The sequence below is a fragment of the Streptomyces sp. NPDC093546 genome, assembly GCF_044765045.1.
GTDB lineage: Bacteria > Actinomycetota > Actinomycetes > Streptomycetales > Streptomycetaceae > Streptomyces.
The window spans coordinates 188,200-195,106 of the sequence record NZ_JBIWJG010000014.1; the positions used below are offsets into that span (position 1 = coordinate 188,200).

A 6,907-nucleotide genomic window follows, 5' to 3' on the forward strand; every position below is an offset into this window, starting at 1 on the left:
ACCGGCGCGGCTGTACCGGAGGGGCCCGCCGTCAGCCGCCCATGGCCCGTACCACCGCCGTCACCACGACCGCGGCGGCGACCACCACCAGGAAGGGCGCGCGCAGGACCAGGGCGAGCGCCGCCGCCGCGAGGCCCACACCGCGCGCGTCGACGACCAGGGCGCCGCCCGCGCTGAAGGTCTGCTGCGCGGTCAGGGCGGCCAGCAGGGCGACGGGCAGCAGCGCCGACAGCCGCTGGACGAGGGGCTTCTCCAGGGTCGCGGCCGGGACGAGGAGGCCGGTCAGCTTCAGCAGGTAGCAGCCGGCGGCGGTCAGGCCGATGGCGATCCAGACGCTCAACGCTCCACCCCCTGCGGTCCGTCGCCGATGGCCCGGCGTCCCCGGAACCACAGCACTGCCGGTGCCGCGAGCGCCGCGACGAGCACCGGCACCCCGGCGGGCAGCAGCGGCAGGGACACGAGCCCCAGCACGACGGCGAGCCCGGCGACGGCCCGCTCGGTGGCCGTACGGAGCATGGGGGCGAGCAGGGCGAGGAAGACGGCCGGTCCGGCGGCGTCCAGGCCCAGGGCGTTGGTGTCGCCGATGGCCTCGGCTCCCAGGGCGCCGAGGAACGTGGTGAGGTTCCACAGCACGTACAGGGTGAGCCCGGTGACGGTGAAACCGATCCGCGCGGCGCGGCGCGTGGGCTGGGCGAGGGAGACGGCGGCGGTCTCGTCGATGACCCAGTGGGCCCCGAGCGGGCGTACGAGGCGGGGCAGGGCGAGCAGCTGGGACAGGCGCAGCCCGTAGAAGGCGTTGCGGGTTCCGAGGAAGAAGGCGCCGGCCGCCGCGGTGAAGGGGTTCCCGCCGGCCGCGAGCGCTCCCACGAGCGCGAACTGCGAGGCGCCGGTGAAGACCAGGAGGCTGAGCGCGCAGGTCTGGAGGAGGCTCAGCCCCGCGCCGGCCGAGGTCACGCCGAAGGCGAAGCCGGAGAGGCCGACGGCCAGCCCCACGCCGAGCGCGTCGCGGACGACGGCGCTGTCGGGCTTGCCCACGGGCGGCTCGGGCGGCGCGGAAGGCCCGGACGGCGCGGTTATCGGGTGTCCGGGTTCTCCGAGGTCTGTGCTGAGTGCTGTCTGTTCTGCCACGCCGGGGACGCTACGGGCGGGCGCCGTCCCCGGTCTTGTACGTTCTTGCGCGTTCCCGCTGGTAGGCGCCCGGCGGTACGCCGACGACGCGGGTGAAGTGCCGGTTCAGGTGCGGCTGGTCGGTGAAGCCGACCGCGACGGCCGCCGCCGCGGGCGCGGTGCCGGCCTCCAGCAGGCGGCGGGCGGCGCGTACGCGCGCGTTGGTGAGCCAGGTGTGCGGCGGCATGCCGTAGGTGGCCTTGAAGGCCCGCAGCAGGGCGAACGGGCTGGTGCCCAGTTCGCGTGCGAGCTGCTCCAGGGAGGGCGGCTCGGCCATCCGCTCCTGGAGGAGCTCCCTGGCCAGGGACGCCGTGCGGGCCCCGGCGGCGCGCGGCGCGCGGTCGGGCAGCGTCTGGCCGTGGCGGCGCAGCAGCCGGGCGACGGCGACGCGCAGGAGGCTGTCGGCGGCCAGCGCGTTGCCCTCCTCGGCCGCCCGGTGCACGGCGCGGACGAGCCGGGCGGTGTCCTCGTCCTCGACGATGGTCTCGGAGAAGCCGGGCGTGCCGCGCAGTGTGGTCTCCTCCGCCGCGATCCCGGCCACCAGGGCCGACGACGGGTAGAGGGTCGCGTACGACCAGCCTTCGGGGGCGCCGGCGTGCGCGGAGTGCGGCACCTCCGGGTTGATCATGACGACGGTGCCGGGGCGGGCGCGGATCGTGCCCTCCGGCATGACCACGTCCTCGATCCCGCGGCGGACCGCGCCGAGGACGAACCCCTCGTGGCTGTGGCGCGCGAAGGAGTGGCGTACGTAGCGCGCCCGGAGGAGGTCGAGCCCGGGCACGCCGGGGTAGGTCCAGTGCCTGGCCCACTCGCCGTCCCGGCCGCCGCCCCGCTCTCCGCCGCGCCGCTCCCCGTTCCGCTCACTCGCCATGACTCCATTCTGCGCCCCGCCGCACGCCTCCGACCTGCGCGTCCATGGCGCGCACGGGCGGCCGGCACCGCCGCCGGGCCGCATTGTCAGTGGTGGGGTGCACGATGGTGGACATGGCCAGGACTGCGCTCGACTCCTTCTCCCCCGCGACCCGCGCCTGGTTCACGGGGGCCTTCAGCGCGCCCACCGCCGCGCAGGAGGGTGCCTGGCGGGCGATCGGCGCGGGCTCGGACGTGCTGGTGGTGGCGCCGACCGGATCGGGCAAGACCCTGGCCGCGTTCCTCGCCGCGCTGGACCGGCTCACCGCCACCCCACCGCCCGCGGACGCGAAGAAGCGCTGCCGGGTGCTGTACGTGTCGCCGCTGAAGGCGCTCGCCGTCGACGTCGAGCGCAATCTGCGCAGTCCGCTGACCGGCATCCGCCAGGAGGCGGTGCGCCTGGGGCTGCCCGAGCCGGAGGTGCGCGTCGGCATCCGCTCCGGTGACACCCCGGCCGCCGAGCGGCGCGCGCTGGCCACCCGGCCGCCGGACATCCTGATCACCACGCCCGAGTCGCTGTTCCTGATGCTCACCTCCGCCACGCGGGACGCCCTGTCCGGCGTCGAGACGGTGATCCTCGACGAGGTCCACGCCGTCGCCGGTACGAAGCGGGGCGCGCATCTGGCCGTGTCCCTGGAGCGGCTGGACGAGCTGCTGCCGCGCCCGGCGCGCCGTATCGGCCTGTCGGCGACGGTGCGCCCGGTGGACGAGGTGGCCCGCTATCTGTCCCCGCAGCGGAAGGTGGAGATCGTCCAGCCGCCTTCCGGCAAGGAGTTCGACCTGTCCGTCGTCGTCCCGGTCGAGGACCTCGGCGAGCTCGGGGGCTCCCCCGCCACGGACACCGACCAGGCCGAGCGGCCGTCGATCTGGCCGCACGTCGAGGAGCGGATCGCCGACCTCGTGCAGGCGCACCGCTCGACGATCGTCTTCGCCAACTCGCGGCGGCTGGCCGAGCGCCTGTGCAACCGGCTCAACGAGATCGCCTACGAGCGCGCCACCGGCGAGGCCCTCCCCGAGGACCAGTCGCCGGCCGAGCTGATGGCCCAGTCGGGCGCGGCGAAGGGCGCCCCGCCGCTGCTGGCCCGGGCGCACCACGGGTCGGTCTCCAAGGAGCAGCGGGCCCTGGTCGAGGAGGACCTCAAGGCGGGCCGGCTGCCCGCCGTGGTCGCCACCTCCAGCCTGGAGCTGGGCATCGACATGGGCGCGGTGGACCTGGTCGTGCAGGTCGAGTCGCCGCCGTCCGTCGCCTCCGGGCTCCAGCGCGTCGGCCGGGCCGGGCACCAGGTGGGCGCGGTGTCCACCGGTGTCGTCTTCCCGAAGTACCGCGGCGACCTGGTGCAGGCGGCCGTGGTCACCGAGCGGATGCGCAGCGGGTCCATCGAATCGATGCGCATCCCGTCCAACCCGCTGGACGTGCTGGCCCAGCAGCTGGTCGCCATGGTCGCCCTGGACACCTGGCAGTTCGACGACCTGCTCGCGGTGGTGCGGCGGGCGGCGCCCTTCGCGTCGCTCCCGGAGTCGGCGTTCACCGCCGTCCTGGACATGCTCGCCGGGCGCTATCCCTCCGACGCGTTCGCCGAGCTGCGCCCGCGCGTGGTGTGGGACCGCATCGCCGGCACCATCACGGGCCGGCCGGGGGCCCAGCGCCTCGCGGTCACCTCGGGCGGCACGATCCCGGACCGCGGCCTGTTCGGGGTCTTCCTGGCGGGTGCCGACCCGAAGAAGGGCGGCGGCCGGGTAGGCGAGCTCGACGAGGAGATGGTGTACGAGTCGCGCGTCGGTGACGTGTTCACGCTCGGCACCTCCTCCTGGCGGATCGAGGACATCACGCGCGACCGGGTGCTGGTCTCCCCCGCACCGGGCGTCCCGGGACGGCTGCCGTTCTGGAAGGGCGACCAGCTCGGCCGGCCCCTGGAGCTGGGCCGCGCGGTGGGGGCGTTCCTCCGCGAGGTCGGCTCGCTGGAGCCGGACGACGCCCGGCTGCGCCTGGTGGCGGCCGGCCTGGACGCGTGGGCGGCGGACAACCTCCTGGCGTACCTGGACGAGCAGCGCCGCGCCTGCGGCCATGTCCCGGACGACCGCACCATCCTGGTGGAGCGGTTCCGCGACGAGCTGGGCGACTGGCGGGTGGTGGTCCACTCGCCGTTCGGCGCCCAGGTGCACGCCCCCTGGGCCCTGGCGCTCGGCGCCCGCCTCTCCGAGCGGTACGGCATGGACGCCCAGGTGATGCACGCGGACGACGGCATCGTCCTGCGGCTGCCCGACGCCGACCTGATGGGCCTGGACCTGCTCGACCCCGACCCTGCCGCCGCGCCCGGCCCGGAGTACGACAGCGAGCAGGCTCCGGTCGGCGCCGCCGACGTCCTCTTCGACAAGGGCGACGTCGGCCAGATCGTCACCGACCAGGTGGGCGGCTCCGCGCTCTTCGCCTCCCGGTTCCGTGAGTGCGCGGCCCGCGCCCTGCTGCTGCCGCGCCGCACCCCCGGGAAGCGCACTCCGCTGTGGCAGCAGCGCCAGCGCGCGGCCCAGCTGCTGCAGGTGGCGAGCGAGTTCGGCTCCTTCCCGATCGTGCTGGAGGCCGTCCGGGAGTGCCTCCAGGACGTCTTCGACGTGCCGGGCCTCCAGGAGCTGATGGGCGACATCGAGTCCCGCCGCGTCCGCCTGGTCGAGGTCACCACACCCGAACCGTCCCCCTTCGCCCGCTCGCTGCTCTTCGGGTACGTGGCCCAGTTCCTGTACGAGGGCGACTCCCCACTCGCCGAGCGACGGGCGGCCGCCCTGTCCCTGGACTCGCGTCTGCTGGCCGAGCTGCTGGGCCAGGCGGAGCTGCGGGAGCTGCTCGACGCGGACGTCCTGACCGAGCTGGAGCGCGAACTGCAGTGGCTCGTCGAGGACCGCCGCGTCAAGGACGTGGAGGGCGCCGCCGACGCCCTGCGGGTCCTCGGCCCCCTCACCGACGCCGAGCTGGCCGAGCGCGGCGCCGACCCGGAATGGGCCCGGGACCTCGCCAGGACCCGCCGGGCGATCCGCGTCCGGATCGCCGGAGCCGACCACTGGGCGGCCGTCGAGGACGCGGGCCGGCTGCGCGACGCCCTGGGCACCGCGCTGCCGGTCGGCGTCCCGGAGGCGTTCACCGAGCCGGTGAAGGACCCGCTCGGCGACCTGCTCGCGCGGTACGCGCGCACCCACGGCCCATTCACGTCCTCGCAGGCCGCCTCCCGCTTCGGTCTGGGCACCGCCGTCACCGACGGCGCCCTGCACCGCCTGGCCGCGAGCGGTCGCGTCGTCCAGGGCGAGTTCCACCCCTCCGGCATCGGCCAGGAGTGGTGCGACGCCGCCGTTCTGCGCCGGCTGCGCCGCCGCTCCCTGGCCGCCCTGCGCCACGAGCTGGAGCCGGTCCCGCCGGCCGCCCTCGCGACCTTCCTGCCCCAGTGGCAGCACCTCGGCGGTGGCGGCCTGCGCGGCATCGACGGGCTGGCACGCGCCATCGAGCAGCTGCAGGGCGCGCCCGTCCCCGCCTCCGCGCTCGAGAAGCTGATCCTCCCGTCCCGGGTGGCCCACTACTCCCCCACCCTCCTCGACGAGCTCACCACCACGGGCGAGGTGCTGTGGGCCGGGGCCGGGGCGCTGCCCGGCAAGGACGGCTGGGTCTCGCTCTACCTCGCCGACGCCGCGCCGCTCCTCCTGCCCCCGCCCCACCCGCTGGAGCTCACCGCCCTCCACGAGTCGGTCCTCGCGACGCTCTCGGGCGGCTACGGCCTGTTCTTCCGCCAGATCGCCGACCAGGTCCGTGCCACCACCCACCCCGACGCCACCGACCCTCAACTCGCCGACGCCCTGTGGGACCTGGCCTGGTCCGGCCGGCTCACCAACGACACCCTCGCGCCGCTGCGCGCCCTGCTGGGGTCGGGGCGTACGGCCGGCGCGACCGCCCACCGCGCCAAGCGCACCGTCCCCCGCGGCCGGTACGGCACCCTCACGGCGGCCGCGCGTCCCACCGGCCGCCCCGCCTCCCGTTCCGGCCCGCCGACCGTGAGCGGCCGCTGGTCCCTGCTTCCGCCCGTCGAACCGGACCCCACGCACCGCGCCCACGCCCTGGCCCGCACCCTGCTGGACCGGCACGGCGTGGTCACGCGCGGCGCCGTGGCCGCCGAGGGCGTGGAGGGCGGCTTCTCGGCGACGTACCGCGTCCTGTCGGCGTTCGAGGACAGCGGGCAGGCACGCCGGGGTTATGTCGTCGAGGGCCTGGGCGCCGCCCAGTTCGCGATGGACGGCGCGGTCGACCGCCTGCGCGCGGCGGCGAACGCGCGTGACCGCGCCGAGCCGGGCGCCGCCCCGCGGGCGGTGGTCCTCGCCGCGGCCGACCCGGCCAACGCGTACGGCGCCGCCCTGTCCTGGCCCGAGCCCCCCACGGGCGCCGGGCACAAGCCGGGCCGCAAGGCGGGCTCCCTCGTGGTGCTCGTCGACGGCGAGCTCGCGCTCTACATGGAGCGCGGCGGCAAGACCCTGCTGTCCTGGCCCACGGACCCCGAGGACCCGGTCCTCCGGGCGGCGGCCGAGGCGCTGGCCGAGGCTGCCCGCGCGGGCTCCCTGGGCACCGTCACCGTGGAGCGGATCAACGGCGCGGCGGCCCTGACCTCGCCCCTGTCCCGCGCCCTGGAAACGGCCGGTTTCCACGCCACCCCGCGGGGCCTGCGGCTGCGCGCCTAGTAGTGCTTCGTTACCTTGGGTGATCGCGGCTGGTGGTGGGCATCTTCTTCGGTATGAGGTTGGGGGAGGTGGAACGGCTCCGGGGTGAGTTAGCGGAGTTCGTTGCCGATGTGTTCGCCTC

General features: G+C 75.7%; 4 protein-coding genes. 1 reads left to right on the plus strand and 3 read right to left on the minus strand.

Features of this window, described 5'->3' with window-relative positions; translation table 11 throughout:
- Positions 1-31: 31 nt before the first annotated feature.
- From ACIRNI_RS26855 to ACIRNI_RS26865, 3 genes are read right to left on the minus strand one after another with little or no spacing between them, the layout of a single operon-like run.
- Positions 32-340, minus strand: coding sequence for an AzlD domain-containing protein (locus ACIRNI_RS26855; RefSeq protein WP_403555118.1), 309 nt, complete (start codon positions 338-340; stop codon positions 32-34).
- On the minus strand, positions 337-1,128 hold the full coding sequence (locus ACIRNI_RS26860; protein WP_403555120.1) for an AzlC family ABC transporter permease: 792 nt from the start codon (positions 1,126-1,128) through the stop codon (positions 337-339). The genes ACIRNI_RS26855 and ACIRNI_RS26860 overlap by 4 nt, the downstream gene beginning before the upstream one ends.
- A gap of 10 nt (positions 1,129-1,138) precedes the next feature.
- Complete coding sequence (locus ACIRNI_RS26865; RefSeq protein WP_403555122.1) at positions 1,139-2,038, minus strand: AraC family ligand binding domain-containing protein; 900 nt, start codon at positions 2,036-2,038, stop codon at positions 1,139-1,141.
- Positions 2,039-2,151: 113 nt separating this feature from the next.
- Here ACIRNI_RS26865 and ACIRNI_RS26870 point away from each other — a divergent pair, with 113 nt between their 5' ends.
- Entirely contained in the window at positions 2,152-6,786 is a 4,635-nt protein-coding gene (locus tag ACIRNI_RS26870; protein ID WP_403555124.1) for an ATP-dependent helicase, read from the plus strand.
- The last annotated feature ends 121 nt before the right edge of the window (positions 6,787-6,907 follow it).

What these genes read in the sequence shown, in the direction of transcription:
- ACIRNI_RS26865 (WP_403555122.1), bottom strand. Translation starts at nt 2,038, where the DNA reads ATGGCGAGTGAGCGGAACGGGGAGCGGCGCGGCGGAGAGCGGGGCGGC.
- ACIRNI_RS26870 (WP_403555124.1), top strand. Translation starts at nt 2,152, where the DNA reads ATGGCCAGGACTGCGCTCGACTCCTTCTCCCCCGCGACCCGCGCCTGG.